The organism is Cellulomonas sp. KU4C (assembly GCF_056868065.1).
Map to the genome: position 1 here is coordinate 2753630 of NZ_CP200322.1, position 25455 is coordinate 2779084.

At 76.3% G+C, this 25455-nt stretch carries 21 protein-coding genes and 3 pseudogenes; 14 read left to right on the forward strand and 10 right to left on the reverse strand.

Translation table 11 applies throughout. The features are described from left to right. Positions 1-34 precede the first annotated feature (34 nt). Positions 35-901: a CPBP family glutamic-type intramembrane protease gene (locus AC1VL8_RS12990; protein ID WP_483075440.1), complete on the forward strand. Its 867-nt coding sequence runs from the start codon at positions 35-37 to the stop codon at positions 899-901. On the opposite strand, the gene AC1VL8_RS12995 is transcribed toward AC1VL8_RS12990, so the two are convergent. Together AC1VL8_RS12995 and AC1VL8_RS13000 are read right to left on the reverse strand one after the other, a co-directional pair. Further along, positions 885-2162, reverse strand: coding sequence for an MFS transporter (locus AC1VL8_RS12995; protein ID WP_483075441.1), 1278 nt, complete (start codon positions 2160-2162; stop codon positions 885-887). The two genes, AC1VL8_RS12990 and AC1VL8_RS12995, sit on opposite strands and share 17 nt — an antisense overlap. Before the next feature lie 166 nt (positions 2163-2328). Next, positions 2329-3213: pseudogene (locus AC1VL8_RS13000) on the reverse strand (glycoside hydrolase family 16 protein); the annotation flags it as partial. A gap of 11 nt (positions 3214-3224) precedes the next feature. On the opposite strand from AC1VL8_RS13000, the gene AC1VL8_RS13005 reads away from it, so the two are divergent. From AC1VL8_RS13005 to AC1VL8_RS13020, 4 genes are all read left to right on the forward strand, one after another. Continuing rightward, a complete protein-coding gene (locus AC1VL8_RS13005; protein ID WP_483075442.1) occupies positions 3225-3461 on the forward strand; it encodes a hypothetical protein in 237 nt (78 codons plus the stop codon). A gap of 31 nt (positions 3462-3492) precedes the next feature. Continuing rightward, positions 3493-4785: a hypothetical protein gene (locus AC1VL8_RS13010; RefSeq protein WP_483075443.1), complete on the forward strand. Its 1293-nt coding sequence runs from the start codon at positions 3493-3495 to the stop codon at positions 4783-4785. Positions 4786-5058: 273 nt separating this feature from the next. After that, complete coding sequence (locus AC1VL8_RS13015) at positions 5059-6099, forward strand: M15 family metallopeptidase (RefSeq protein ID WP_483075444.1); 1041 nt, start codon at positions 5059-5061, stop codon at positions 6097-6099. A gap of 205 nt (positions 6100-6304) precedes the next feature. After that, on the forward strand, positions 6305-7939 hold the full coding sequence (locus AC1VL8_RS13020) for a peroxidase family protein (protein ID WP_483075445.1): 1635 nt from the start codon (positions 6305-6307) through the stop codon (positions 7937-7939). Positions 7940-7966: 27 nt separating this feature from the next. Here AC1VL8_RS13020 and AC1VL8_RS13025 read toward each other — a convergent pair whose 3' ends face one another. The 3 genes from AC1VL8_RS13025 to AC1VL8_RS13035 all read right to left on the reverse strand — a co-directional run bounded on the left by AC1VL8_RS13025 (position 7967) and on the right by AC1VL8_RS13035 (position 11503). After that, the gene (locus AC1VL8_RS13025) at positions 7967-9007 is read right to left on the reverse strand and encodes a YihY/virulence factor BrkB family protein (RefSeq protein WP_483075446.1); all 1041 of its coding nucleotides are present in this window, start codon (positions 9005-9007) and stop codon (positions 7967-7969) included. 141 nt (positions 9008-9148) lie between these two features. After that, complete coding sequence (locus AC1VL8_RS13030; RefSeq protein ID WP_483075447.1) at positions 9149-9625, reverse strand: winged helix-turn-helix domain-containing protein; 477 nt, start codon at positions 9623-9625, stop codon at positions 9149-9151. A gap of 243 nt (positions 9626-9868) precedes the next feature. Further along, positions 9869-11503, reverse strand: coding sequence for a metallophosphoesterase family protein (locus AC1VL8_RS13035; protein ID WP_483075448.1), 1635 nt, complete (start codon positions 11501-11503; stop codon positions 9869-9871). 366 nt (positions 11504-11869) lie between these two features. Between AC1VL8_RS13035 and AC1VL8_RS13040 the strand changes: the two genes are divergently transcribed. Then, the gene (locus tag AC1VL8_RS13040) at positions 11870-12829 is read left to right on the forward strand and encodes a cation diffusion facilitator family transporter (RefSeq protein ID WP_483075449.1); all 960 of its coding nucleotides are present in this window, start codon (positions 11870-11872) and stop codon (positions 12827-12829) included. 328 nt (positions 12830-13157) lie between these two features. Further along, positions 13158-13559 carry a hypothetical protein gene (locus tag AC1VL8_RS13045; RefSeq protein WP_483075450.1) on the forward strand — a complete coding sequence of 134 codons (402 nt, stop codon included), beginning with the start codon at positions 13158-13160 and terminating at the stop codon, positions 13557-13559. A 345-nt stretch (positions 13560-13904) separates the two neighbouring features. On the opposite strand, the gene AC1VL8_RS13050 is transcribed toward AC1VL8_RS13045, so the two are convergent. Beyond that, a complete protein-coding gene (locus AC1VL8_RS13050) occupies positions 13905-14666 on the reverse strand; it encodes a fructosamine kinase family protein (protein ID WP_483076249.1) in 762 nt (253 codons plus the stop codon). A 114-nt stretch (positions 14667-14780) separates the two neighbouring features. Here AC1VL8_RS13050 and AC1VL8_RS13055 point away from each other — a divergent pair, with 114 nt between their 5' ends. Further along, complete coding sequence (locus AC1VL8_RS13055; RefSeq protein WP_483075451.1) at positions 14781-15734, forward strand: aminoglycoside phosphotransferase family protein; 954 nt, start codon at positions 14781-14783, stop codon at positions 15732-15734. Between the two features lie 6 nt (positions 15735-15740). Here AC1VL8_RS13055 and AC1VL8_RS13060 read toward each other — a convergent pair whose 3' ends face one another. Then, positions 15741-16277: an Lrp/AsnC family transcriptional regulator gene (locus tag AC1VL8_RS13060; RefSeq protein WP_389228241.1), complete on the reverse strand. Its 537-nt coding sequence runs from the start codon at positions 16275-16277 to the stop codon at positions 15741-15743. Positions 16278-16368: 91 nt separating this feature from the next. On the opposite strand from AC1VL8_RS13060, the pseudogene ald reads away from it, so the two are divergent. The 4 genes and pseudogenes from ald to AC1VL8_RS13080 all read left to right on the forward strand — a co-directional run bounded on the left by ald (position 16369) and on the right by AC1VL8_RS13080 (position 21622). Then, positions 16369-17488: pseudogene (gene ald, locus AC1VL8_RS13065) on the forward strand (alanine dehydrogenase). A 79-nt stretch (positions 17489-17567) separates the two neighbouring features. After that, a complete protein-coding gene (locus AC1VL8_RS13070) occupies positions 17568-18134 on the forward strand; it encodes a GNAT family N-acetyltransferase (protein WP_483075452.1) in 567 nt (188 codons plus the stop codon). Next, positions 18131-20215, forward strand: coding sequence for a M3 family metallopeptidase (locus tag AC1VL8_RS13075; RefSeq protein WP_483075453.1), 2085 nt, complete (start codon positions 18131-18133; stop codon positions 20213-20215). Before AC1VL8_RS13070 ends, AC1VL8_RS13075 begins: the two co-directional genes overlap by 4 nt. A 57-nt stretch (positions 20216-20272) precedes the next feature. Next, the gene (locus AC1VL8_RS13080; RefSeq protein WP_483075454.1) at positions 20273-21622 is read left to right on the forward strand and encodes a M20/M25/M40 family metallo-hydrolase; all 1350 of its coding nucleotides are present in this window, start codon (positions 20273-20275) and stop codon (positions 21620-21622) included. Positions 21623-21661: 39 nt separating this feature from the next. Here the strand turns inward: AC1VL8_RS13080 and AC1VL8_RS13085 are convergent. Continuing rightward, positions 21662-21909, reverse strand: a pseudogene (locus AC1VL8_RS13085) (DUF5703 family protein). A 60-nt stretch (positions 21910-21969) separates the two neighbouring features. On the opposite strand from AC1VL8_RS13085, the gene AC1VL8_RS13090 reads away from it, so the two are divergent. Beyond that, complete coding sequence (locus AC1VL8_RS13090) at positions 21970-22281, forward strand: primosomal protein (protein WP_389228259.1); 312 nt, start codon at positions 21970-21972, stop codon at positions 22279-22281. A 44-nt stretch (positions 22282-22325) separates the two neighbouring features. On the opposite strand, the gene AC1VL8_RS13095 is transcribed toward AC1VL8_RS13090, so the two are convergent. Continuing rightward, on the reverse strand, positions 22326-23288 hold the full coding sequence (locus tag AC1VL8_RS13095) for an aldo/keto reductase (protein ID WP_389228262.1): 963 nt from the start codon (positions 23286-23288) through the stop codon (positions 22326-22328). A 137-nt stretch (positions 23289-23425) separates the two neighbouring features. Between AC1VL8_RS13095 and AC1VL8_RS13100 the strand changes: the two genes are divergently transcribed. Continuing rightward, positions 23426-24307 (forward strand): undecaprenyl-diphosphate phosphatase, encoded by an 882-nt coding sequence (locus AC1VL8_RS13100; protein ID WP_389228265.1) that lies wholly within the window; start codon positions 23426-23428, stop codon positions 24305-24307. A gap of 13 nt (positions 24308-24320) precedes the next feature. On the opposite strand, the gene AC1VL8_RS13105 is transcribed toward AC1VL8_RS13100, so the two are convergent. Continuing rightward, complete coding sequence (locus tag AC1VL8_RS13105) at positions 24321-25301, reverse strand: CorA family divalent cation transporter (RefSeq protein WP_483075455.1); 981 nt, start codon at positions 25299-25301, stop codon at positions 24321-24323. Positions 25302-25455: the final 154 nt, after the last annotated feature.

Below are 25455 nucleotides of genomic sequence, written 5' to 3' on the forward strand. Positions count from 1 at the left end.
CGCCGCCCGACCCGGGCCGTGACATCGTGCCCGCATGCCGACCGACGCACGGGCCGACACCCTCGCCGTCCACGACCGTCCGCCCGTGCACGCGCCGTGGCACGTCGGGTCGCCCGCCGGGCTGCTCGCCGCGGCGCTCGTCTGCGGGTCCGCGGTGCTGCTGTTCGCGGTGCACGTCCGGCCGCTCGGCTACCTCCCGCTGGTGGCGGGCGTCGTGCTGGGCCTGCTCGTCGACCGCGCGCTCGGCCGCGACCTCGCGCTGATCGGCACCGGCATGGCGATCATCTCGACCATCTCCCTCGAGGCGGACCTGTCCGACGCCGGGATGCTGCGGTTCACAGTCGCGCTGTCCCTGGCGGTGCTCGTGCCGTGGGCGCTGTCCCGGTGGGTGTTCGGGCAGCGGACCATCCGGTTCCCGGTCGCGACCGGCCGGCGCTGGACCCGCGCGCAGTGGGTCTACCTGGTCGTGGTGGCCGTCGCGGGCTACCTGATCCTGCCGTTCTACTTCATCGGGTCCGGCGCGTACCGGAACTGGCCGGAGATCACCGGCGGGGCGGAGATCGCCCGGCTGTTCGTCGGGGTGAACGCCGTCGGGATCTGGGACGAGCTGTTCTTCATCTGCGTGGTGTTCGCGCTGCTGCGCCGCCACCTGGGGCTGTGGGTGGCGAACCTGCTGCAGGCGACCGTGTTCGTGTCGTTCCTGTGGGAGCTCGGCTACCGGGAGTGGGGCCCGCTGCTCACGATCCCGTTCGCGCTGGTGCAGGGCTGGATCTTCGTGCGCAGCACGTCGCTGCCGTACGTCGTGGCGGTGCACCTGCTGTTCGACCTGGTGGTGTTCGGGGTGCTCGTGCACGCCCACCACCCGGAGCTGCTGGACGTGTTCGTCACCGCTCCCCGGTGACGTCCTCGGCGGGCGCCTCGTCCAGTGGCGCCGCCGCCTCGTCCGCGTGGGCGACGTGCCGCAGCTGCCGCCAGATCACCACGACGAACACCGCCGACCCCACGGCCGCGAACCAGAACGGCGCCGTCACGCCCCAGTGCTCCGCGAGCACCCCGCCGAGCCCGGACCCGAGCACCAGCCCGCCGAACACGCCCACGGTGTTGACCGCCCCGACCCGACCCTGCAGCGCCCCCGGGACGGCGCGCTGCCGCACCGTGACGGACGTCGTGCCCCAGACGAACGCGTGCGCGCCGAAGAAGAAGAAGATCACCAGCGCGACCCACGGCTGCCGGGTCAGCGCCAGGCCCAGGTGCGTGAACGTCTCGACCACCAGTCCGATCCGCATCAGGTTGCCGAGGGACACCCGGCGGGTGATCCAGCCGTAGGTGGCGGTGCCCGCCAGGCCGCCCGCGGCGGACACCGTCGTGAGCAGCCCGTAGCCGACCTCGCCCATGCCGAGCCGCTGCGTCGCGTACAGCACGAGCACCGACCACGCGGCGCCGAACGTGATGTTGAAGATGAAGATGGTCAGCACGAGCGTCCGCACGGCCGCGTGGTGCCACACCCACCGGAAGCCCTCGGCGATGTCCCGGCCCAGGTGGCTGCGCGTCGCCGGGTCCCGCGGGTGCGCCGGCAGCGCGATCCGGGCCACCAGCAGCGCGGCGGCGCCGACGACCACCGCCTGCGCGCCGAACGGCCACACCGACCCCAGCGCGAACAGCGCGGCGCCCAGCGGCGGCCCGGCCAGCTGGTTCACGGTGATGAACCCCGTCTGCAGCCGGGCGTTCGCCACCGCGAGGTCGTCGCGCCGGACCAGCATCGGCAGGAACGTCTGCGCGGCGTTGTCGGCGAAGACCTCCGCGGTCCCGAGCAGGAACAGCAGTCCCAGCACGAGCGTGATCGTCGCGTGCCCGCCGGCGACCGTCAGCGCGAGCGCGGCCAGCACGACCGTCCGCACGACGTTGACGACCAGCACGATCCGCCGGCGGTCCCACCGGTCCGCCAGCGCACCCGCGAGGAGCCCGAACAGCAGCGGCGGCAGCCACTGCACGGTCGCGGCGAGGGCCACGAGACGCGCGTCGTCGGTCAGCGACGCGACCAGCAGCGGGCCCGCGGCCAGGGCGATCCCGTCGCCCAGGTTGCTCACCCACGACGACGCGAGCAGCCACCGGAACGGCACCCCGAGACGGGCGGGGACGACGGTCTCGACGAGGCGGCTCACAAGGGCGAGATGCTAGCCCCCGGCTCGCGCCCGACCGAGCTGATTGCGCGGCGGTGCCCCGCACGCGAGCGACGACGAGCTCCGGGACCGCCGGTCCGGCCGGGTCGTGCCGCAGGTCGGGGAAGTCGAACACACCCAGCACCAGCTGCACCGGGTAGTCCGGCGCCCGGCGCACCGTGCGCGTCGGCACGCCGTCGACCTCGAACGTGACGTCGTCGGGCCGCCAGTCGACCGCGTAGGTGTGGAGCCCGGCGACGTCGAGCGCGGTGCGCGGGGCGGTGAAGTCCTCCCGCAGCGCGGGGTCGCGGAACGGGTGCACCCCGGACCCGAGCGCGACGGTGAGGGTCCCGTCCGGCTCGGTGCGGACCGTGTCGCCGAACACCTCCACCAGGCAGATCTCCCCGCTGCGCTCCGGCACGTCCTCGATGCCGATCAGCCACGCCGAGAACATCGAGCCCGGTCCGACGACCGCCCGGCAGGTGACCTCGACCCGCCCGTGGTGCGGGGTGTACGCCCACCGGGCCGGCTGCTCCTCGCGCACCCGCAGCCCCGCCCGGAACGGCTGCTGCCCGCGGGTGCTGCCGACCGGCCCGGACCAGCTCCCGCTCTGCACCGCCGAGACCCGCAGCGGCGGGTGGTGCAGGTCGGGGCACCAGACGGGGTGCTCCGGCGGCACCGTGAGGTGCAGGCCCTCGGCGTCCGTGCGCACCCGCGCCGCCGCGGCCGCGCGCGAGCTCCACGCCGGGAGGTACGCGGTGGTCCAGCCGCGGTCCTCGGGCGGGGCGGTGAACCGCTCGTCGACCTCGGTCGGGCCGGGCGGGGCCGGCACGGACGGCGGAGGCACGGGCGGGGTGGGTGCGGGCGGGGTCGTGGGCACGGGCGCTCCCCGGGGATCGGCGCTGCTGGCGGTGAGCCTAGGGCGCCGGAGGGCCGGACGGGAGGGGCCGGGCGGGGCGGATCCGCGCGAGGGGGGCCCGGGTGGCAGCGGCCCCGGGTGCGGCCTACCGTGCGGGCACGGGCGGCGCACCGTCCGTGCCCGCAGCAGCACCACCAGGAGGACCCGTGAGCCACACCCGTGCCGAGACCGTCGGCGACGAGCTCGACCGCCGCACGCAGGAGCAGCCCCCGGCGCCGGCCGCCGGCCGGGTCGCGCTCGCGGCGCTGTGCCTCGCGCTGCTGCTCGGCGGGTTCTACCTGATGGGCTACGCGTTCGAGCACGCCTCGTCGGTGCTGTTCACCCTGGGGATCCTGGTCAGCGGGTCGTCGTTCTTCCTGGGGATGCACCGGCCCGGGCGCTGACCGGCGCGGCGGGGGACCACGAGGGGCGCGGGTGGCGGACCTGACCGAGGTCGCGGCCGGGCTGTACGCCGAGCAGCCCGGGGCGTTCGTCGCCGCGCGCACCGCCGCCGTCCGGGCGGCACGCGCCGCAGGGGACCGCGGGCTCGCCGCGGCCGTGGGCGCGCTGCGCCGACCGTCGGCCGCGGCCGCCGCGGTGAACCTGCTGGTGCGGGAGCGGCCCGAGGACGTCGGGCGGCTGCTGGACCTGGGTGTCCGGCTCCGCGAGGCGCAGGCCGCACTGGCCGGGGCGGACCTGCGGGCCCTGCACGCCGAGCAGCAGGGCACGATGGCCGACGTCGCGGGTGCGGCCGTGGCGCTGCTGACCGCGGCCGGCGGTGCGGCGGGTCCCGCGGTGCGCGGCCAGGTCGAGGGCACGCTGCGCGCCGCGATGGGCGACGCCGGGGCCGCCGCGGCGGTCGCGACCGGGCTGCTCACGCGCGACCTGTTCTCCTCCGGGTTCGAGCCGGTCGACGTCGCCGGCGCCGTCGCGGTGCCCGACGCGCCGCCGCTGCCCGGTGTCCCGGCCCGGCGCACCCCGCTGCGGGCGGTCCAGGCCCCGCCGCCGGTGCCGGAGCCGGAGCCGGCGGAGTCTGCCGCGTCGGGGGAGACCGGGTCGGGGGAGACCGCAGGCGGCCGGCGGCGTCGGGGGCGGGTGATCACCGTCGACGACCCGGACCCGTCCGCAGGCCCCGTGCGCGCGGTGCCGGCGCCCGGGCGCCGACGGGGCCGCGTCGTCACCGACGGCGAGACCGGCGACTCGACCGACGCCTCGACCGGCGGCAGGGCGGACGCCCCGGCGCCCCGGGTCGACGCGGCGCGACGGGGTCGGGGCCAGCAGGCGGCGAGCCGTGCCGAGCGGGCGAGGCCCGAGCAGGAGCGTGCCGAGCGGGCCCGTGCCGAGCAGGAGCGTGCCGAGCGGGCCCGTGCCGAGCAGGAGCGGGCCGAGCAGGAGCGTGCCCGGCGTCGCGAGGCCGCACGACGCAGTGCCGACGCGGACGTCGCGCTCGCCCGCCAGGACGCCGCGGTCCGGGCGGCGGCGCTCGACGTCGCGGAGGCCCGCGTCGCCGCGGCGGAGAGCCGGGCCGCCGAGCTCGCCGCGCTGGCCGAGCGGACGCAGCAGGAGGTGGACCGGCTGCGCGCGGTGCTCACCGACGCCCGGCAGCAGGCCCGGGAGGTCGGCCTGGAGGCCCGGCACGCCCGCTCGGCCCGCACCGCGGCGGCGCGCGCCGCCGAGCAGGCGCAGGCTCGGTGGCGCGAGGCGCAGCGGCACCGTGACGGCCTCTGACGGACCTCTGACGGCCTCTCGCCGCTGCTCCGTGCGCGCGACGACCGCTGTGACGCGGGTCACGTCGGGTCGTTGACACCGCGGACGGGGCGTTCCTACCCTGGCCGGACGGCACGCTGCCGGGTCCGCCGCACCGGCGGCGGGACGGCCCGTGCCGGACCGCCCGTCCTGGAGTCCGCGATGTCGCGTGCGTCCCGTCGTCCCCGCCACCGGCGGGCCGGCCGGGCGCGGCTGGGGTCGCGGGCAGCCGCGGCACGCCGCACCGCCAGAGCCGTGCTGGTCCTCGGGCTGGCCGTCGCGCTCGGGTCCGGGGCCGTCGGCTCGTCGGCACGGGTCCCGGCGGACGCAGTCCTCGCGGCGGACGCGGCCGGGTTCGACGCCGGTGCCGCACCGCCCTCCGGTGGGGACCCGCGGACGGCCGACGCCGCCCGGTGGACGGCGCGCGCCGAGGCCGAGGTGGACCGGGCCGACGAGCGTGCCCGTGCCGTGGCGAGCGCCGCGCTCGTCGGCGCGAGCGGGGTGGACGGCCTGCGGGTCGCCCCGGAGCCCGTGCCCGCGCTCGCCGACCTCGACGCCGCCGTCCGTGAGCTCCGCGGCGCGCAGGCCGTCCGCGCCGACGACCCCGCCGCCCGCCTCGCCGTGGCGACCGACGTCCGGGACGCGGCGGCTGCGGTGTTCCAGCTCACGCTGCAGGTCGAGCGCGACGCCCCGCGCACCGCGACCGACGAGCTCGGGGTGCCCGCGGAGCCGCTCGCCGCGCTCGCCGCCCTCGAGCAGACCGTCGCGGACGCGCGGGCGCAGGCCCAGAGCGTGCGCGCCGGCGGCCTGCTCGCGGGCGGGGGTGCGGTCGCCCGGTCGGGGCGGGTGACGTCGGGTCCGCTGCGCACGGACGGCACCGTCGACCCGGCGGGTCTGTGCGCCGTGCCGTTCGCGTCGGGAGCGCTGCTGCGCTGCGACGCGGTCGACGCCCTGGTGGCCCTGAACGCGGTGTTCCGCGCCGAGCACGGCACCGACCTGCCGGTCGGCGGCACGTACCGGACGTACGACGAGCAGGTCCGCCTCAAGGCCGCGAAGGGCGGGCTGGCCGCCGCCCCGGGGACGTCGCACCACGGCTGGGGCGTCGCGGTGGACTTCAGCGGGTTCGGCGGGGTCGGGCAGTTCGACCACCCGCTGTACCTCTGGATGACGGCGCAGGCACCGGCGTTCGGCTGGATCCACCCGGCGGCGATGGGCCCGGGTGGTGCCGGGCCGCACGAGCCCTGGCACTGGGAGTTCGCGGGAGTCTCACCGACCGGCGCGGCCGAGGCCCGCTGACCGGCACGCCGCCGCCCCCGGCCGCGTGCGCGGGCCCGCGCGACACCCGGTGGTTCGATGGGCTCGTCTCCGCCCGGCCGCACCGCGCCGGGCCACGCGACCCGGGCCCCGGTCGACGTCGACCCGCCCCGGACCGCCCCCGCCCGCAGCCCCGACCGGGGCACGGGACCGCAGACCGGCGAGCAGCGCACCCAGGGGGACCCCGATGAACGCCACCCAGACCGAGACCGCCACCGCCGCCGTGCACACGGGCACGGTGATCGAGGACGTCCACCACGGGGCCGTGCTGCGGCACCACCGGCACGCCTCGGAGTTCGACTACCTGTTCGCCGGCCTGCGGCGCGACGCGGACAGCCACCTGCCCGCCGACGACCCGCCGCGCGTGATCGCGCTGCTGCGCCGGCTAGGCGGGGCGATGGCGGAGCCGGCGGCCGGCGCTGCGTCGTCCTCGTCGATCCCGGCGGTCTACACGTACTGGGGCCAGTTCATCGACCACGACCTCACCCTCGAGGACTCGGAGGACCCCCGGCTCCAGGGTCCGGCGGTCGGCGACCCCGCGATGCGCCCGGTCGCCCCGGACGTGGTGCACCGTCGCCTGGGCAACGCCCGCCACCCCTACCTCAACCTCGACTCGGTCTACGGGGACGGCCCCGCCGGCGAGGCGGCGGACTTCTACGACGGCGCCCGGATGCGGCTGGGCACCCTCGCCACCGGCGGCCCCGGCGAGGAGGTGCCCGCGGCCCGCGACCCGGAGCACCGCGACCTCCCGGGGCGCGTGCGCACCCCGCGCCCCGGCGGGTCGGACACGTTCCCCGCGCGGATCGGCGACTCGCGCAACGACGAGAACCTGGTGGTCGCGCAGCTGCACGTCGCCTACCTGCGGTTCCACAACGCGGTCGTCGACGTCCTCGCCCGCAACGAGCCCGGCCTGCCCACCGACCGGCTGCTCGCCCGGGCGCAGCGGTTCGTCCGGCACACGCACCAGTGGCTGATCGTCAACGACTACCTGCGCACCGTCACGGTGCCCGGCACCGTCGACTGGGTGCTCGCGGAGAGCACCGGGCTGTACCTGCGGCGGTTCCGCCGGTCGAAGCCCGCGGTGATGCCCCTGGAGTTCTCGGTCGCGGCGTTCCGGTTCGGCCACTCGCAGATCCGCAACAGCTACGACTACAACCGCAACTTCGGCGACCCCGGCTTCGTGGCACCGCGCGCGTCGTTGGAGCAGCTGTTCCAGTTCACCGGCCGCGGCGGGTTCATCGGCGGTGCCCCGACGCTGCCGTTCAACTGGGCGATCGAGTGGGACCGGTTCACCGACAAGGGTGACTCCGACCCCCGGCACTTCGCGCGCCCGATCGACACCCAGCTCGCGGACGACCTGTCGGTCATGCGCAACGAGCCGGCCGACCTCGCCGGGATCCAGGAGCACCTCGCCAAGCGGAACCTGCTGCGCGGCTACCTGCTGAGCATCCCGACCGGGGAGGCCGTCGCGCGCGCCGTGCTGATCCGGCCGCTCACGCAGGCGGAGCTCGAGCGCAGCACCCCGGCCGGCGTGCGCAGCGCGCTGCGCAGCCCGGAGCTGTCGGGGCGGACCCCGCTCTGGTACTACGTGCTCAAGGAGGCGGAGGTGCTCACCGGGGGCGACTCGCTGGGTCCGGTGGGCAGCCGCCTGGTCGCGGAGACGATCATCGGGCTCATCGAGCACGACCCGGACTCGTACCGGAACGCCGTCGCGCCGTGGGGCGACGCCGCGGTGCCGACGCTGGAGTCCGCGGACGGCTCCCGGGTCGAGATCGCCAGCCTGCGCGACCTGCTGCGGTTCGCGGGCGTGCTGGCGTCCTGAGCGCGGGGACGTCCTGGGTCCGCGGGCTCAGCCGTCGTGGGGCCGCGACTCCCGGAGCTCGCGGCCGCGGCGCACGTCCTCCTCGGCCTTCTTCCGCCGCTTCTCGCTCGCCCGGGTGTCCCGCGGCGGGAGCTGCAGGGTGCGTTCGGCCTCGATGCCGCCCTGCAGCTCCCGGCCGCGCTCCAGCTCGGCGTCGAGCTCCGCGCCGAACAGCAGCGCGAGGTTGGTCAGCCAGAGCCACAGCAGCAGGACGATGACGCCCGCGAGCGACCCGTAGGTGCTGTCGTAGCTGCCGAAGCTCGCGACGTAGAACCCGAACGCCGTCGAGGCGACCAGCCAGACGACGACGGCCAGCAGCGCGCCCGGGCTGGTCCAGCGGAACCGCGGCTGCCGGACGTTCGGCGTGACGTGGAACAGGATCGCGACGGCGAGCACCACCAGCAGCAGCACGACGGGCCACTTCGCGATGCTCCACACGGTGACGGCCACGTCGCTGAGCCCGACGACCGACCCGACGCGCTCGGCGACCGGCCCGGACAGCACCACCGCCACGACGACGACGACCGCGAGCACGACCAGCACCAGCGTGACCAGCAGCAGCACCGGGCGCAGCTTCCAGATCGGCCGGCCCTCGTCGACCTCGTACACCCGGTTCATGCCGCGGCTGAACGCGGCGACGTAGCCGGACGCGGACCACAGCGCGACGACCAGCGACGTCACGAACGCGATCCCGGCACCGGGTGCGTTCGAGATGTTCTCCAGGATCGGTTGCAGCGTCTGCTCGGCGCCGTCCTGCCCGACCAGGTCCCCGCCCGTCGCCACGAGCTCGTCGACCAGCTGCCGGCCGTCGCCGACCAGCCCGAGCACGGAGACCAGGGCGAGCAGCGCGGGCGCTATCGCCAGCACGGCGTAGTAGGTGAGCGCGGCGGCGAGGTCCGTGCACTGGTCGTCCTGGAACTCGCGCACCGTGGTGCGGAGCACGTAGCGCCACGAGCGTGTCGTCAGGTCGGCGGGGGAGTCGGGCTTGCGCTCGTCGTCCGGCGCGGGCTCGGCGTGGGTCGCGGACATGGCGTCCTCCTGGGGGCGTGGCGCCCGCGCCGCCGACGGCGGCGGGGCTCGGCCCGGCGTGCGCGTCCTGCACCCGGTGCGGATCCACCCTCGCCCCGGTCGTCCCGGCCCGCCACACCTGCGGGCGGGGAGCGCGGCGGGTCAGCCGTCGACGCGCAGGCCCTCGACCGCGTTCAGCCGGTAGCCGACGCCGCGCACGGTGGTGATGAGGTCGTCCAGGCCGGACTTCGCGCGCACCCGGCGGACGTGCACGTCGACCGTCCGGGTCGCGGCGGACAGGTCCTGCGTGCGCCACGCCTGGCCGTACAGCTCGTCGCGGCTGACGACCCGGCCCGCCGACCGGGCCAGGTACGCGACCAGGTCGAACTCCTGCCGCGTCAGGTCCACGACGCCCCCGTCGACGACCAGGCGGCGGCCGGGGAGGTCGACGACGACGGAGCGGACCAGGGGCAGCGAGGCGAGCAGGGCCTCGAAGCCGCGCACGTCGCCGTGCGGCTGCGGCGTCGGCAGCGCGGGGGCCGCGGTCCGGGCAGGGTGCCGCAGGGCGGCGCCGGCGGTGCGGTCGACCGGGCGGTCGGCGGCGCGGCGGGCGGGTGCGGCGGAGGTCAGGACGGTCATGACGGTGCTCCTCGGGCGTCCGCCGCGCCCGGTGGGCGGCGGCGGGGCGGGACCTCGGGTCCCGCGCGGGTGGCTGACGGCTGGGGTGAGCGGTCAGGCCCGACAGAGCGGACGCGCGCAGACGAGCCGCGAGGTGCGGCACGTGGGGAGCGCGGTGGTCATGGCGGGAGCATGGCACGGCCGGCGGGGACGAGGCACGGCCCGGGGCCGGTCGTCTCATCCCGCGGACGCGTGTGTCCCGGGTCAGCCGCCGGGCGTCTCCGTGATGTCCGGGGCGGGGGTGCCGGCACCGGGGTCGTCGGCGTCGGCCTCGGGGTCGGGGTCCGGCACGGGCACCGGCCACGCCTGCGGGTCGCGGACCGTCGCGGACGCGTCGGTGCCGATCTCGACGAGCTGCCAGTCGACGATGCGGCGGGTGGTCGGGTCCCAGCGCAGCAGCGTCATCTCGGCGGTGCCCTTGAGCGGGCCGATCCGCGGCTCGTTCTCCTGCGCACCCGCGGTGGACGACGAGATGTACCGGATGCCCTGGCCGATCTGCTCCGGGTCCGTGCGGGTGTGCATGTGCCCGGACAGCAGCGCGGGCACGCAGCCGTCGGCGAGCATGTTCGGCGCGGCGCGCGGGTTGTGGAACATGACCACGTCCACGCCGTCGGGGTCCGCGCACGCGACGTCCGCCAGGCGCGTGCCCACCGCGGAGTAGGACTCCTCCTGGGTCTGCGTCTGGATCAGGCGGGTGGCCTTGGGGTCGTGGTCGCCGAGCAGGCGCATCCCGTGGACGTCGATCACCGAGCCGTCCAGCACGACCGCACCGGCCCGGGCGTACTGCGCGGTGGTCTCGGCGGAGTCGTGGTTGCCCGGCGCGGTGATGAGGTCGACGCCGTCGGGGATCGCGCGCGCGAACGTGCTGACGCAGTACTGCTCGACGGAGGTCCCGTTCATCGTGGTGTCGCCCGCGTCCAGCACGGCGGCCGCCCCGGACATCGTCGCCAGCGAGGCGATCAGCGGGGCCATGCCGACGTTGCAGTGCAGGTCGGAGATGAGCAGGAACGTCACGGGCTCGTCGGCCTCGTCGCGGGTCGGGCTCGCCGAGGCGCTGGGCGAGTCGCTCGGGGACGCGGCGGCGGTCGGCTCCTGCGCGCCGGGCTCCTGCGCGCCGGACTCCTGCGCGCCGGGCTCCTGCGGGTCCGTCCCCGGTGCGCCGCCGTCGGTCGGCGACGCGGTGGGCGCGGCGGCGGCCTCGGCCGCGGCGGCCTCGACGGCGGGGCGGCGGTCCTCCCAGTCGGCCCAGGCGGCGACCAGGGACTCGTCGGCCTGGTCGTAGAACTCCTCGTTCTCCCGGAACGCCTGCACGACGAGCCCGCCGTAGGTGTCGACGATCCCGCCCAGCCGGCCCGTCACCCGCGCGCCCTCGAGCGGGGTGCCGTCGAACACGGCGGACGACGGCGCCGACACCACCCGGGCCCGGGCGCGGCCGTGCTCGCTCGCGGTGACGAGCGTGCCGACCAGCGCGACGGCGACGCCGCCCGCGACGAGCTGCCGCGCGTGCGGCCGAACCCGCGCGCCGAGCTCGTGGCGCCGTGCGGCACCGAGCAGCCCGCGCACGGTGAACCAGACCAGTAGCAGCGCCGCGAGCGTGACCACGGTGCGCAGCGCCGCGTCGGCGACGAGCGCGCGGGCCGCGTCCTCGATCGTGGCCTGCGGGCCGGTGAAGAACTGCAGGTAGGAGTTGAGGTCCCCGGTCAGCGCCTGGAGCGTGTCGACGCCGTGCAGCGCGTCGACGTCGGCCGGGATCTCCTCGACCGTCACCCGCGCCCCCAGCCACAGCGGCAGCGGCGAGTCGATCTGCAGCGTCCCGATGGGCCCGAGGTCGACGGTCACGGTCGCGTCGGTCGTGACGTCGTACCGGGCCTCGTGCGGCCCGAAGCTGCTGGGCCGACGCGGTCGTCACCCCGGTGACCACCGCGACCAGCACCGCGAGGGTGCCGAGCAGCACCGTGCGCGCACGCGGCCGACGCGGCCGCACCCGTCGCAGCGGCGCGCCCACCGCACGGAGCCACCGGGGCGCGGTGCGGGGTCCGCTCGTGGGCTCGGCGCCCGTGGGCCCGGCGTCCGTGGGGTCAGGGGAGGTGGGGTGCTCGTCGGACATCGCCGTCGAGCCTAGACGCGCCGCCCCGGGCCGCGCGCGGGGAGGCGACGCCGGTGGCTGCCCGCGCGCCGCCCGGCCACGCGTGCTACTCCGGTCCCATGACGTCACCCGCCGCGGACCGGAGCACCGAGCCGCACGCCGAGAGCACGCTCACCGTCGTCGTCGCCCTCGCGGCCAACGGCCTGATCGCGGCGGCCAAGACCGTCGCCGCGGTGCTGACCGGTGCGGCCTCCATGCTGGCGGAGGCCGCGCACTCCTGGGCGGACACCGGCAACGAGGTGTTCCTTCTGGTCGCGCAGCGCCGCGCCGACCGGCCCGCCGACCGGACGCACCCGCTCGGCTACGGCCGCGAGGTCTACGTGTGGTCGATGTTCGCGGCGATCGGCCTGTTCGCGGTCGGCGCCGGGGTGTCCGTCACGCACGGCATCCAGGAGCTCGTCCACCCGGAGCCCGCCGGCTCGTTCGGCGTCGCCTACGCCGTGCTCGGGCTGGCGTTCGTGCTCGAGGGCGTGTCGTTCCTGCAGGCGTGGCGTCAGGCGCGGGCGGGGGCGGCCCGGCGCGACCAGGACGTCTGGGCGCACGTCCTGGCGACCTCCGACCCGACCGTGCGCGCGGTGTTCTTCGAGGACGCCGCGGCGCTCGTGGGCGTCGTGATCGCCGCCGGGGGCATCGCGGCGCACCAGGTGACCGGCTCGCCGGTGCCGGACGCGGTGGGGTCGATCCTGGTCGGCGTGCTGCTGGGCGTGGTGGCGGTCGTGCTGATCGACCGCAACCGGCGGTTCCTGGTCGGGGAGGTCGCGGACCCGGCGATCGACCGCGCGGCGGTCCGGGCCCTGCTCGCGCTGCCCCAGGTCGCCCGGGTGACGCAGATCCGGCTCGAGGTCGTCGGGGCGCGCCGGCTGTTCCTGACCGGTGCCGTCGACCTGGCGGGCAACCTCGCGGAGGACGAGGCGTCGCACGTCCTCGCGGCCGTCGAGCGGGAGGTCGCCGCCGTCCCGGGGATCGTCGGGGTGCTGCTGTCCCTGTCGGAGCCGGAGGAGCCCGCGCTGCCGGGATGACCGCGCCCGCACGGGCGGCCGTACCGGCACCCGACGGCGTCCGCGGCGGTCCGCGGAGGGTGAAACCGCGCGCAGCCGGGCGGTCCTGCAGCCCAGGGCGTCACGAACGGGCGATATGTGGACGAAATCTGTCGGTCGACAGGCGTAGTCTTGGCCGCGAGGGCGTGCCGTCCCGCCGGGGACTCCCGGGCGGCCGCTCGACAGACGTGAAGACCGGTCCTGCGTAGACGCGCAGCGCGGTGCAGAACCTGTCGCCGCGCCCTCCGCGGAGCCCGGCGATCCCGGGCCCGCGGCCGAGGAAGCACGCAACAAGCCCAGGAGGGCCTCGATGAACATGTCCATCGCCCGAGTCGGACGTCCGGTCACGCGCACCCTGAGCGTGGCTGCCGCCGCCGTCGCGACGGTCGCCCTGCTCGCCGCCTGCGCCAGCGGCACCACGGCGGGCTCGTCCAGCCCGTCGGGCAGCCTCTCCGCGTCGGACGAGGCCTCGGCCTCGGTCGCCGCGCAGGTCACCGTGATCGACCAGACCAACCTGCTCCTCGCCACCGCGCAGGAGACGCTCGAGGCGCGCGACCTCGAGGTGCTCGTCGCCGACGCGTCCGGCCAGGGCCGGACCATCGACGACCCGACCCAGTGGGTCGTCGTCACCCAGGAGCCGCTGGCCGGTCAGGTCGACCGCGGCACCGAGGTCACCCTCACGGTCCGCATGACCACGGACCCGATCTCCTGATCCGGGAATAACAGCTGGCGCCACGGTGCTGTACCGGGCGAGACTGAGGTCTCACGGTCCGCGCGGTGGTGCAGCACCCGCCGCGGGAGGACCGTCCCGGACGCGGAGCACGCGCCTCTTGTGAGAGGTGGACGGACGCGGGCCGGGTGGCTCGTCACCGACGGTCCTCAACGAGGCCGGGACGGTTCAGGCCGCGCGTGAGAAGGACAAGCGGGCGCGGTGGACGGTGGCGTGAAGATGCTGCACCTGGCGCCGACGGCCCCGGGGTCGACCAGCGGGCGAGAGCCCGCGGGTCCCCCGGGGCCGTCGTGTTCCCCGGGGTCCACAGCCTGCCCGGGAACCGCGTCAGGACAGGACGTCGACCAGCAGGCGGTGCAGCTGCGCCACGTACCCACCGCCGAACAGCACGGCGTGCATGCCCACCGGGTAGACCTGGTGCAGGGCGACCCGGTGCCGCCGACCGCGCCGCAACGGGTGCACCTCCTGGTAGCCGGCGAGCACGTCGTCCAGGTGGGGGAGGCCGAACAGCGCGAGCATCGCCAGGTCGCTCTCCCGGTGCCCGCCGTGCGCGGCCGGGTCGATCAGCACCGCGCCGTCGGCCGTCCACAGGACGTTGCCCGACCACAGGTCGCCGTGCACCCGGGCGGGCGGCTCGTCGTCGTCCAGGTCGCCCCGGCGGAGCACCGCGGCCAGGCGGTCGAGCAGCTCGAGGTCGCGGGCACCCAGCACCCCGCGTCGCTCGGCTGCCCGGGCCAGGGGGTCGATCCGGCAGTCCGCGAGGAACGCGCCCCAGCGGTCGTGGTCGCCGGCGGGCATCGGCAGCGGCTGGTCGAGCGGCCCGAAGAGCCCGTCCCCCGACCAGCCGTCGGGCGGGCTGCCGAAGCGGTCGGCCCCGGCGTCGTGCGTCACGGCCAGGCCCCGGCCCAGCGCGCGGGCGTGCGCGCGGCTCGGCGCCGTCTCGGCGAGCAGGTCCAGGTCGAGGTGGTCGGGTCCGACCCCGCGCACTCCGACCACGGGGGCGCCGCCCGGCACCCGCAGCCACGCCAGGCCCGCGGCCTCGCACGCGAAGAACCCCGCCGGGGCACCGCGGCGGTGCTTGCGGAACACACCGGCGGGCGGCGGGCCGTCCGCGTCGACGCCGCCCGTGCGCTCGGTGCTGCCCGTGCCGCCCGCGCCCGTCCCGTCCCTCACCCGGCCCACCCGTCTCGCTAGCCTGGCGTCGTGCCCCCGACGCCGTCCGTCCCGGCCATGGTGCCCCTGCCCGCGGCGCTGCGCGACGGCGCCGCCCGCACGCCCGAGGGAGCCGCGTGGGTCGCGCGGCTGCCCGGGCTCGTCGCGCGGGCGGTCGACCGGTGGTCGCTGGTGCCCGGCGAGCCGTTCGCGTCCGGTTCGGCCTCGTGGTGCGCCCCGGCGCGCGACGCCGACGGCCGGGACCGGGTGCTGAAGATCGCGTTCCCGCACGACGAGGCCCGGCACGAGGCCGCGGTGCTGCGGGCCTGGGCCGGTCGCGGCGCCGTCGCGCTGCTGGGCGCGGACGCCGGCGACTGGGCGCTGTTGCTCGACCGGGTCCGCCCGGGCACGCCGATGCGCGCGGTCCGCAGCCCCGTGCCCCGCCGGCTCGCCGCCGCGGCGGACGTGCTGCGCGACCTGCACGCGGCCCCGGTGCCGGGCGGGGTGCCGGCGCTGCACGAGGTCACCGCGGCCTGGGGGGACCTGCTCGAGGAACGGGCCGGACGTGCGGCGCGTGCCGGCGTGCCGCTCGACCCGGGGCGCCTCCGCGCGGCGCTGGACGTCCTGCGTGCCCCGGCCGTCGCCCGTCCCGTCCTGCTGCACGGCGACCTGAACCCCGGCAACCTGCTGCTCGGGACCGACGGCTGGGTCGCGATCGACCCGAAGGCGGCCGTCGGCGACCCCGCCGCGGACCCGTGGCCGCTCCTGGAGCAGGTCGGCGCGCCCCGGCGGACCCCGGACCCGGTGCGGACGCTGCGGGACCGGCTGCGGCTGGTCGCGGACCGGGCGGCGCTCGACCCGGTGGCGGTCGCGGGGTGGTCGCTCGCGCGCGGCACCGAGGTCGCGCTGTGGGCGTGGCAGCACGGCGCGAGCCCGGCGGCGACGCGGCGGCGGCTGCGCGACGCGGGGGACTGGGCGCGCGTCCGCGACGGGCTCGCGGGCTGACGGGCCTCAGCCGCCGACCGAGCCCCGCAGGTGGTCGAACACCAGGCTGGTCTCGGTGGACGCGACGTCGGGGCGGTCGCTGAGCCGCTCGACGACGAACCGGCGCAGCTCGTCGCTGTCGCGCACCGCGACGTGCAGCAGGAAGTCGTCCGCCCCGGCCAGGAAGTAGACGTCCAGCACCTCCGGCCGGGCGGCGACCGACCGGGCGAACGGCTCCAGCGTCGCCCGCGACCCCGCCGCCATCCGCACGGCGATCATCGCCCGCAGTCCCCGGCCGAGCGCCTCGGGGTCCACGTCGGCGTGGAACCCGCGGATCACGCCGGCGCGGCGCAGGGCGCGCACCCGGGCGAGGCACGTCGACGGGGCGATGCCGGCGGCGGCGGCCAGGGCGTTGTTCGCCATCCGCCCGTCCTCCTGGAGCAGGCGCACCAGCTGTCGGTCGACCGCGTCGAGCGGCGTCCGAAGATCGTTCGGCGGTGTGACCGACGTCGCAGTGCCGGTCGCAGGATGTTCGGTCACGAGGGCAGCGTAACGAAGCGACACACGCCGACACCCCGCCGAAACACCGGGAAGTTCACGCTGGACCCCCGAGGTGCCGCCGAGCCGGCGCCGCCCGCGAGCCGAGGAGCCCGACATGAGGATCTCGATCCCCACCGAGGTGAAGAACCACGAGTACCGCGTCGCGATCACCCCCGCCGGGGTGCACCAGCTGGTCGGCGCCGGGCACGAGGTCCTGGTGCAGGCCGGTGCCGGCACCGGGTCCGCGATCACCGACGAGCAGTACGCGGCCGCGGGCGCCCGGGTGCTGCCCACCGCGGCGGAGGTCTGGGCCGCGGCGGACCTGGTCTGCAAGGTCAAGGAGCCCGTCCCGTCCGAGTACGGGTACCTGCGCGACGACCTGGTGCTGTTCACCTACCTGCACCTGGCCGCCGACCGCCCGCAGACCGAGGCGCTGCTCGCGTCGGGCGTCACCGCCGTCGCCTACGAGACCGTGCAGCTCGCGGACGGCAGCCTGCCGCTGCTCGCCCCGATGAGCGAGGTCGCCGGGCGGCTCGCCGCGCAGGTCGGCGCCTACCACCTGATGCGCAGCGCCGGCGGGTCGGGGCGGCTGCTCGGCGGCGTCCCCGGCGTCGCACCCGCGCGCGTCGTCGTGATCGGCGGCGGGGTCGCGGGGCAGCACGCCGCCGAGGTCGCGCTCGGGATGCGCGCCGACGTCACCGTGCTCGACCTGTCCGTGCCGCGCCTGCGGGAAGCTCGACACCGCGTTCGGCGGCCGGGTGCGCACGCTCGCGTCCTCCGCGTACGCGGTCCAGGAGGCCGTCGCCGACGCGGACCTGGTCGTCGGGGCCGTCCTGGTGCCGGGCGCGCGCGCGCCGAAGCTGGTCACCGACGCGATGGTCGCGACGATGCGTCCCGGGTCCGTGCTCGTGGACGTCGCGGTGGACCAGGGCGGCTGCTTCGAGTCGACCCGCCCGACCACGCACGCCGACCCGACCTTCGCCGTGCACGACGCGGTGTTCTACTGCGTCGCGAACATGCCCGGCGCGGTGCCCGTCACGTCGACGCACGCGCTCACGAACGCGACGCTGCCGTACCTGACGGCGCTGGCCGGGCACGGGTGGCGCGGGGCGCTCGCCGCGGACCCGGCCCTCGCCCGCGGGCTCGCCACCCACGCCGGGACGCTGCTGCACGCGGGCGTCGGCGCCGCGCACGGGCTGCCCGTGGGCGACCCCGACGCGGTGCTGGCCGGCTGAGCCCGCCGTGGGTGCGGACGAGCAGGTGGGGCCCGGAAAGCCGGGGACACCGGCCCGGCGGGTCTGGCACGGTGGACCGATGCAGACCTTCGAGCTGACCGACGGCGTCGTGCTGCTGCGCGCCCCCGGCGCCCAGGACGTCGACCGCGTCACCGCGCTGTGCCAGGACCCCGCCATCCAGGAGTGGACCACCGTGCCGAGCCCGTACGTCCGGGCGGACGCCGAGGGGTTCCTCACCGGCATGGTGCGCCGCGGCTGGGAGGACGGCAGCCAGCTCAACTGGGCCGTCCGCACGGTGGGTGACGACGTCCTCGTGGGCATGGTCGGCATCGCGTCGCGCGACGACGGGGCGTGGGAGCTCGGCTACTGGCTGGCGCCCGAGGCGCGCGGACGGGGGCTGATGTCCCGCGCCGTGGCGCTGGTCGTCGTCGCCGCGTCGGACCGGCTCGGCGTCGGACGGCTGACCTGGCGCGCGTTCGTCGGCAACGAGCCCTCGCGGCGCGTCGCCGAGCGCGCGGGGTTCCGGGTCGCCGTCGAGGTCACGCCCGCGGACCACCGGGGGACCCCGCGCGACGAGTGGACCGGCGTGCTGGACCTGCCGGTCCGTCCCGGCATGTCGGTGGCGTCGGAGATGATGGGCCGATGACCTCCTCCCTCGACGCGGGCAACCCGTTCGCCGCACCGTCCGCCCTGCCCTACGGCCTGCCCGACTTCACGCGCGTCACCGAGGCGCACTACCGGCCCGCGCTGCTGGCGGGCATGGCCGAGCAGCGTGCGGAGGTCGAGGTGATCGCCGCGGACCCGGAGCCCGCGACGGTCGCGAACACCCTCGACGCCCTCGAGCGGTCCGGCCGGCTGCTGCACCGCGCCGCCACCGTGTTCTTCAACCAGTCGTCGTCGGACTCCACCCCGGGCCTGGAGGCCCTGGAGGAGGAGGTCGCGCCGCTGCTCGCCGCGCACCACGACGCCATCTACCTCGACCGGCGGCTGTTCGCCCGGGTCGAGGCGCTGCACGTCGCGGCCGAGGCGGGCGACCTCGTCCTCGAGCCCGACACCGCGTGGCTGCTGCACCGCCAGCACACCGCGTTCGTCCGCGCCGGCGTGCGCCTCGACGACGCCGCCCAGGACCGGCTGCGCGAGCTGAACGCCGAGATCACCCGCCTGGAGACCGTGTTCGGCCGGCTGCTGCTCGCCGAGACGAACGACTCCGCGGTGCTCGTCACCGACGCCGCCGAGCTCGACGGCCTGCCCGAGGACGCCCGCGCCGCCGCCGCCGAGGCCGCGAGCCGCCGCGGCCACGCGGGTGCGTGGCTGATCGACCTCGTCCTGCCCACGCAGCAGCCCGCGCTGTCCTCGCTGCGCGACCGCGGGCTGCGCGAGCGCCTGCACACCGCGTCCGTGCGGCGCGGCGGCCGGGGTGGCGCGCACGACACCCGCGCCACCCTGCTCGCGCTCGCCCGGCTGCGCGCCGAGCGCGCCCAGCTGCTCGGCTACCCGCACCACTCCGCGTACGTCGCGCAGGACGCGACCGCGAAGACCCCCGAGGCCGTCGCCGAGATGCTGGCCCGGCTCGCGCCCGCCGCCGTGGCGAACGCCCGCGCCGAGGCCGCCGACCTCGAGGCCGCGCTGCGTCGCGACGTCCCGGGCGCGACCCTCGAGGCCTGGGACTGGGCCTACTACGCCGAGCAGGTCAAGAAGGAGCGCCGCTCCCTCGACGACGCCCTGCTGCGGCCCTACCTCGAGCTGGACCGGGTGCTGCGCGACGGCGTGTTCCGCGCCGCCGGCGAGCTCTACGGCCTCACGTTCACCGAGCGCGCGGACCTGGTGGGCTACCACCCCGACGTGCGGGTGTTCGAGGTGCTCGACGCCGACGGCACCGGGCTCGGGCTGTTCCTCGGCGACTTCTGGACGCGCGACTCCAAGCGCGGCGGCGCCTGGATGAACAACCTCGTCGACCAGTCGACGATGCTCGGCGAGGCGCCGGTGGTGGTGAACAACCTCAACATCCCGAAGCCGCCGGCGGGGGAGCCCACCCTGCTCACCTGGGACGAGGTCATCACCCTGTTCCACGAGTTCGGCCACGCGCTGCACGGGCTGTTCTCCGCCGTGCGGTACCCGTCGCAGTCCGGCACCGAGGTGCCCCGCGACTTCGTCGAGTACCCCTCGCAGGTCAACGAGATGTGGGCGTGGGACCCGGCGGTGCTGCGGTCGTACGCGGTGCACCACCGCACGGGCGAGCCGATGCCCGCCGAGTGGGTCGAGACGATGCTCGCCGCCCGTCAGGACGGCGAGGGCTTCGCCACCACCGAGTACCTCGGCGCCGCGCTGCTCGACCAGGCCTGGTACCGGCTCGCGCCGCAGGACGTGCCCACCGACGTCGAGCAGGTCGAGGCCTTCGAGGCCGCGGCGCTCGAGGCCGCGGGCGTGGCGTTCGCCCCGGTGCCGCCGCGGTACCGGACGACGTACTTCAACCACGTGTTCGGCGGCGGCTACTCGGCCGGGTACTACTCGTACATCTGGTCGGAGGTGCTGGACGCCGACACCGTGACCTGGTTCGAGGAGAACGGCGGCCTGTCCCGCGCGAACGGCGACGCGTTCCGGGCCCGGCTGCTGTCCCGCGGCGGCTCGGTGGACCCGATGGACGCCTTCCGCGACCTGCGCGGCCGCGACCCGGAGATCGCCCCGCTGCTGGCCCGCCGCGGGCTCACGGGCGGCACCGCGTCCTGACCGGACCGGCGTCACCGGGGGCGTCCGACCCCCGGTGACGCCGGTACGGTGGAGCGCATGACCTCCGCACCCACCAGCCCGTCCGCCGACCCGCACGACACCTCGGCGGCCGAGAACGAGGTCGTCCGGCTCGCGCAGGAGCTCATCCGGATCGACACCTCGAACTACGGCGACGGCTCCGGGCCGGGGGAGCGCGCCGCGGCCGAGCACGTCGCCGCGCTGCTGCACGAGGTCGGCCTGGAGCCCGAGCTCATCGAGTCCGCGCCGGGCCGTGCGAACGTCGTCGTCCGGCTGGAGGGCACCGACCGCAGCCGCCCCGCGCTGGTGCTGCACGGCCACACCGACGTCGTGCCCGCCGAGGCGAAGGACTGGAAGGTCGACCCCTTCGCCGGCGAGGAGTTCGACGGCATGGTCTGGGGCCGCGGCGCGGTCGACATGAAGGGCATGGACGCGATGATCCTGGCGGTCGTCCGCCAGATGGTCCGCGAGGGCCGCAAGCCCGCCCGGGACGTCGTCGTCGCCATGTTCGCGGACGAGGAGGCCGGCGGGAAGTTCGGCGCCCGGCACCTGGTGGACGAGCGGCCCGACCTGTTCGAGGGCGCCACCGAGGCCGTGTCCGAGGTCGGCGGCTTCTCCGTGGACGTGAACGGGCGGCGCGCGTACCTGCTGCAGACCGCCGAGAAGGGCATCGCCTGGCTCCGGCTGATCGCGGACGGCACCGCCGGGCACGGGTCCGCGGTCAACGCGGACAACGCCGTCACCGAGCTCGCCGGCGCCATCGCACGGATCGGCGCGTACGAGTGGGACACCCGGCTCACCCCGACGGTCCTCGCGCTGCTGGAGGGCGTCGCGGACCTGACCGGCCTGCCCCTCGACGTCGACGACCCGCTGGCCATCGACCGGCTGATCGGCGCGCTCGGCCCGGCCCGGCGGTTCGTCGGCTCGTCCATCCGCACGCTCGCGAACCCGACGCAGCTGCACGCGGGCTACAAGACCAACGTCATCCCCGGGCGCGCGACCGCGACCGTCGACGTCCGCCCCCTGCCTGGCGACCACGAGGCCGTGCTCGCGAAGGTCCGCGAGCTCGCCGGCCCGAACGTGCGCGTCGAGCCGGAGCACCTGGACATCGGCCTCGAGGTGCCCGCGACCGGCGCGCTCGTCGACACGATGACCGACGTGCTCCGGGCGCAGGACCCCGAGGCCCTGGTGCTGCCCTACATGCTCTCGGCGGGCACCGACAACAAGTCGCTCGCCCGGCTCGGCATCGCCGGCTACGGGTTCGCGCCGCTGCGCCTGCCCCCGGACCTCGACTTCACCGCGCTGTTCCACGGTGTCGACGAGCGCGTGCCCGCCGACTCGCTGCGGTTTGGCGTGCGGGTGCTCGACGGGCTGCTGCGGGAGGCCTGACCAGGTCGGCCCCGCGGGGCAGCAGCCCGCCGTGGCCCGTCAGCCGCCGAGGTCGTTCAGCGTGGAGCGCACCCGGATGATCCGGCGGCGCAGCCACACCTTCCGCTCGCCGCCCGTGTAGAGCAGCGTGCGGGCGAGCTCCACCGGCCGTACTCGGCCTGGTCGGTGAGCAGCCGGCGGGCGTCGTGCCGGCTCGTGCTCCGGGGGATCGTGAGGACGCGGTACTCGTACTCCCGCACCCCGCTGGGGGTGCCGCGGTGCCCTGCGTCGAGGTCGCTGCGTGCCATGCCACCGCCTTCCGGTCGATCGTGGTGCCATTGTGCCTGGTGCGGCGCTACGGTCATCGCATGGCAATCGACCCGCGCGCGGCCCTGGACCGCTTCATCGCCGCTCTCGAGGCGCACTTCTCCGCCGTGGCCTCCGGCCGCGAGGACGACCCGGCCGTCGACGACGCGTACGACGTGCTCGCCGACGCGTTCGAGGTGTACGACGAGTCCCTCGTGGCCGTGCACGGCGAGGCGACGCCGTTCTACCTCGCGGACGAGGAGGACGACGACGAGCACGACGACGAGGACGACGCCCACGACGACGACGAGTACGACGCGGACGAGCTGGCCGAGGGCTCGTTCGACGACGAGGACGACGCCCCCCGCGCCTGAGCGGGCGGTGCCCGGCCCCCGACGGTGCGCGCCGGCCGTCGGGGTCAGCGGCGCTCGGGGTAGCCGAGCTCCGGCGCGCTGACCTCGTCGAGCGCGCGCACGATCTCCGGCGGCAGCTCGACCTCCTCGGAGGCCAGCGAGTCGCGCAGCTGCGCGGGGGTGCGTGCCCCGACGATCGCGGAGGCGACCTGGGTGCGGCCCCGCAGCCACGCGAGCGCGACCTCGAGCGGCGCCCGGTCCAGGCCCTTCGCGGCGATCACCACGGCCTCGACCACGGCGGCCGCCACCGAGCCGAGGTACGGCTCGACGAACCCGGCGAGGTGCGGGGACGCCGCCCGCGAGTCGGCGGGGACGGTCCGGCGGTATTTCCCGGTGAGCACGCCGCGGCCCAGGGGCGACCAGGCGAGCACGCCGACGCCGAGGTCCTCCGCGGCGGGCAGCACCTCGCGCTCGATGCCGCGCTGCAGCAGCGAGTACTCCGCCTCCACGGCGGTCAGCCCCGGGTCCTCGCCGAGCAGCGTCGCCGCGCGCGCGACCTGCCAGCCGGCGTGGTTCGACAGGCCCACGTACCGGGCGCGACCCGAGTCGACGGCGCGACGCAGCGCGGTGACCGTCTCCGCCAGGGGCGTGCGGGGGTCGGGCGTCTGCACCAGCCAGAGGTCCACGTGGTCGGTGCCCAGCCGGCGCAGCGACGCGTCGAGGGTGTCCAGCAGCGCCCCGCGGGAGGCGTCGACCACCCCGCCGGCCGGGGTGCGCCGCACGCCCGCCTTGGTGCACAGCACGACCTCGTCGCGCGGCACGACGCGGCCCAGCAGCGAGCCCAGCAGCTCCTCGGCGCCGCCGTCCGCGTACGACGCCGACGTGTCGACGAGCGTGCCGCCCGCGTCGGCGAAGTCGCGCAGCTGCTCCGCGGCGTCGTGCTCGTCGGTGTCCCTGCTCCAGGTCAGCGTCCCGAGTCCGAGGTGGGAGACCCGCAGGCCGGTCCGTCCGAGCTGGCGCGTGTGCATGCAGCGAGGGTATCGCCGGTGCCGGGTGACGGTCGCAGGCGTCCGGCGCCCCCGCTGCCTGCCGGGCAGGTGCAGCCGCTAGGGTGGCGCCTCGTGGCAGCGCACGCGAACCTCCCGTCCGAGATCGGCTCCCGAGCATGAACGTCCTCGAGGCGATCGTCCTCGGCCTGGTGCAGGGGCTCACCGAGTTCCTGCCCGTGTCGTCGAGCGCCCACCTGCGGATCGTCGGCGAGCTGATCGGCTCCGGCGACCCCGGCGCGGCGTTCACCGCGATCACCCAGATCGGCACCGAGACCGCGGTGCTGCTCTACTTCCGGCGGGACATCGCGCGGATCTGCGTGCACTGGTGGCGCGCGGTCCGCGGCGACCTCGGCACCGACTGGCGGTCTCGGACGGGCGCCCCGGTCGGCGGCGAGCGGGACCCCGACGCGCAGATGGCGTGGTTCATCGCGCTCGGCTCGGTGCCGATCGTCGTGCTCGGCCTGCTGTTCCAGGACGCGATCGAGCAGCCGTTCCGCAACCTCTGGCTGATCGTGCTCACCCTCGCCGGCTTCGCGCTCGTGCTCGACTGGGCCGACCGGCGCGGCCGCAAGGAGCGCGTGCTCACCGAGCTCACCCCGCGGCACGCCGTGCTCTTCGGGCTCGCGCAGGCGATGGCCCTGATCCCGGGCGTCTCGCGCTCCGGGGGCACCATCACCGCCGGCCTGCTGATGGGCTACACCCGCGAGGCCGCGGCGCGGTACTCGTTCCTGCTGGCGATCCCCGCCGTGCTCGGCTCGGGCGTTTACCAGGCGGCCAAGAGCGTGGGCACGTTCGGCGAGGCCGGGACCCCCGCCGTCGGCGTGACGCTCGTCGCGACCCTGGTGGCGTTCGTCGTCGGGTACGTCGTGATCATCGGGTTCCTGAAGATCGTCTCGACGTACTCGTACCGGCCGTTCGTGCTCTACCGGATCGGCCTGGCCGTGGTCGTCGCGCTGCTGCTCGTCGTCGGCGTGCTGCACCCGCTCGCCGGGGCGTGAGCCGCGCGGGTCGTCAGAGCCAGCGGGAGCGCCGGAACAGCCGGTAGAGCGTCCCGGCGGCCGCGCCCATGAGCACCAGCGCCGCGGGGTAGCCCAGCAGCCAGTGCAGCTCGGGCATGTGGTCGAAGTTCATCCCGTAGATCCCGGCGACCAGCGTCGGCACGGCGATGATCGCCGCCCACGCGGAGATCTTGCGCATGTCCTCGTTCTGCTGCACCGAGACGCGCGACAAGTGCACCGCGAGCATGTCGCCCAGCAGGGAGTCGTGGGAGTCGAGGTGCCGGTCGACCTTGCTCAGCGCCGTGTCGAGGCGGCGCATCCAGCGCATCGTGCGGGTCTCCCGCTCGCTGTCCTCCTGCTCCGCGACCAGCTCCGGGAACGCCGCCAGCAGCGGGACCAGGCCGCGGCGCGCCTCCGCGATCTCGCGCTTGAGGTCGTAGACGACCTCGGCGGGGTCGTCGACGTCGGGGGTGAACACCACCCGCTCCACGTCCGCGACCGCCTCCCCGATGCCCTGCTCGACGACGCCCGCGCGGTGCACGAGGGCGGCAAGCGTGGCCGCGAACACGTGGCTGCCGCGGTCGGGCGGCAGGTGGTCGGCGTCCTGCAGGTGCTCCAGCACCTCGTCGAGGAGGCGCGCGTCGCCCTCCTCGGCGGTGATGGTCACCTCGTCGACCACCAGGGTCGCCCACGTGCCCGTACGCACGTCCCGGGTGGTGTCGTCGTAGACGAGCGTGGAGCTGACCAGGTACTTGCCGCCGCCCGGCAGCCGGCGCAGCTGCGGGTGCCGGGGGTCGTCGCCGACGCCACCCGTCGTCGCGCGCCGCACGGCCGACTCCGGGACCCCGGCCTGCCGGGCGGCGTCGGCCAGCAGGTCGACCGAGTCGACGTGCACCCACGCGGCCGGCGGCTCGGGGGCCGCCAGCAGCGGGAGCACCCCGTCCGGGTCGATGGCCGTCCAGCCGTCCCCGCCCTGCACCCATGCGTTCTCCACGGCACGCATTCTCGCCGGGCCGGGCCCGCCGGACCCCCGCGGCGCGCCGCGGTGTGCGGGACACCACCCGGGCGCCGCGCTCCTGCGTGCCGCACGCCCACTACGCTCGACGTCGTGCTCACCTGGCCCGCCCCGCAGATCCCGGCTTCCCCGG